This window comes from Bradyrhizobium sp. cir1, assembly GCF_014198245.1.
Lineage (GTDB): Bacteria > Pseudomonadota > Alphaproteobacteria > Rhizobiales > Xanthobacteraceae > Bradyrhizobium.
In genome coordinates this window covers 1-1411 of record NZ_JACIHE010000066.1, presented here as the reverse complement: position 1 = coordinate 1411, position 1411 = coordinate 1, and the positions used below count along the sequence as shown (strand labels likewise).

At 65.5% G+C, this 1411-nt stretch carries 1 protein-coding gene; it reads right to left on the bottom strand.

All coding sequences use genetic code 11. The features are described 5' to 3' along the window. Nucleotides 1–12: 12 nt before the first annotated feature. A complete protein-coding gene (locus GGD63_RS39890) occupies nucleotides 13–1350 on the bottom strand; it encodes an IS1182 family transposase (protein WP_183250659.1) in 1338 nt (445 codons plus the stop codon). Nucleotides 1351–1411: the final 61 nt, after the last annotated feature.

Below are 1411 nucleotides of genomic sequence, written 5' to 3'. Positions count from 1 at the left end.
CTAGTCTGCTCTTCATGCGGCGACCTGCGCCTCGGCGTGCAAGGCGAAGAAGCGCATCATGTTGTGAGCGACCGCAAACCACAGCAGATGGATGCGGGCCTTGATCTTGCCGCGCAGGGATAGCCGGCGCAGGCCCATGCGGCGGGCATGGGCGTTGATACATTCGTGCTCGGCGCGCAATCGGTAGAATGCCTTGCCGTCATCGCTCTGCATGCGTTTACGCCAATCCGCGACGCCAACACCGTCGTCTTTCTTCGGCGCATAGGGATCGGTGCCATGCTTGGTTTGCCCAGCCGGGCACCACAGTTTGATGTTCTTGGCATGGGCCCACTCGATGTCGTCGCTCTTGGTGAAACCGCCATCGATCAGATAATTGGAGGGCTCGTAGCCCTCAGCGTGCACCATCTCGATCCCCGGTCGTGCCAGGCCGCGATCCGAGCCGCTGGTATCGCTGTCGATCGCAACGATCACCTGAGGTTCCGGCGCCGATATGATCTGCATGTTATAAGCCGGGCGCCATCCTCCATCGGCCATCTTCATCACCCGCGCACCGGCATCGGTGGTCGAAGCGCGCGGCTCCTTCTGCTTGGCCACCTGCTTCTTGTTGGTCTTCTCGCGCCGCTCCCGCTCGGCCTCCAATTCCTTCATGCGTTCCTGCGCCGCCGCGATCCGCGCCTCGCGCTCGCGGGCGCCGCGTTCCTTGGCCGCGCGCTGGCGACGATCGCCAGCCGCCGGATCGGTCTCGACTTCGGCGCGCAGGCGCGCCACTCGCGCCTGCGCCGCGGCGAGGAGATCATCAAGCCGCGCACGCCGACGGAAGGAGCTCGCCCCGGCACTTGCCCGCACCCGCAGGCCGTCCTGCGCCAACGTGTCGAGCGACACCAAGCCAGCTTGCACCATTGACGCGACGCCCTGCGCCAGCAGCCGCTCCAGGACCGCCATATGCGCGATCCGGAAGGTCGACAGGCTGTGATAGTTCATCGACACGCCGCCGCATAACCAGCGATAGACCAGATGATCGCGGCACAGCCGGTCCAGTTGGCGGGCGCTGCCCACCCCATCAACCGTGGCCCACAGCCACAGCGCCAACATCAGTGCCGGGTCCGCTGGTGGATGTCCGGGCTGGCCTTCGCGCGCCTTGATGAGGTCATGCAACGCCGACAAATCGAGCCCCTCGACGAACGCCCAGACTGCACGGACCGGATGATCCTCCGAGACCAGGTCGTCCAATGCCGCCACCTGCATGCCGATCTGACTGCGTTCCGGCACCCGCAGCCGCAGCGCACCGCGGCCTTCGGCCTGAGGTCTCTCCTGCTCGGGCAACCCCTCGAACAATTGCTCGTCAGCCATCGTCAGCCCCTGCTTCGCGCGCAACTCCAGCGAATCACAGCATCGCCGCCGTGGCAAATAC